The organism is Mesorhizobium sp. M0954 (assembly GCF_040319155.1).
Taxonomy (GTDB): Bacteria; Pseudomonadota; Alphaproteobacteria; order Rhizobiales; family Rhizobiaceae; genus Mesorhizobium.
Genome location: NZ_JAMYNR010000090.1, coordinates 1 through 508 on the forward strand (window position 1 = coordinate 1; position 508 = coordinate 508).

Genomic DNA, 508 nt, shown 5'->3' on the forward strand with positions numbered 1-508 from the left:
ACTGGCGCAGCAACAAGAGCAGGTCTTGCGACAGCATGGCGTTGCGATATCGCCCGCCTTTGCCACGCTCGACGCGCAACAGCATGCGCTCGCTGTCGACGTCAGCGACCTTCAGCATCGACACTTCGGCGACGCGCAGCCCTGAGCCATAGGCGACCGACAGCGCGGCCTGATGCTTGAGGCAGGTGGTGGCGTTGAGCAGCCGGGCGACCTCGTCGCGGCTCAGGACCACCGGCAGCTTGCGTGGGTGCGCCAGACGAACCAGCTTGCGCGCCAGATCGGGACGATCGACCGTATGGGTGAAGAAGAAACGCAACGCCGACACGATGCTGTTCATCGTCGGCACGGGAACGCCGTCTTCCTGCTGCTCGATCTGAAACCGGCGCAGATCGTCGGCGGTCGCTGTGTCCGGTGAACGCCCGAGGAACGTCGCCAGGCGTCCGATGTCGCGGAGATAGTTGCGCTGCGTCTCCCGTGAGAAACGCCGCATGTTCATGTCGTCGATCAG

The 508-nt window shown here is 64.4% G+C and carries 1 protein-coding gene; it reads right to left on the reverse strand.

The genetic code is table 11. The features are described from left to right. On the reverse strand, positions 1-508 hold a 508-nt coding region (locus NKH93_RS34285), incomplete at both ends, for a tyrosine-type recombinase/integrase (RefSeq protein ID WP_352976439.1).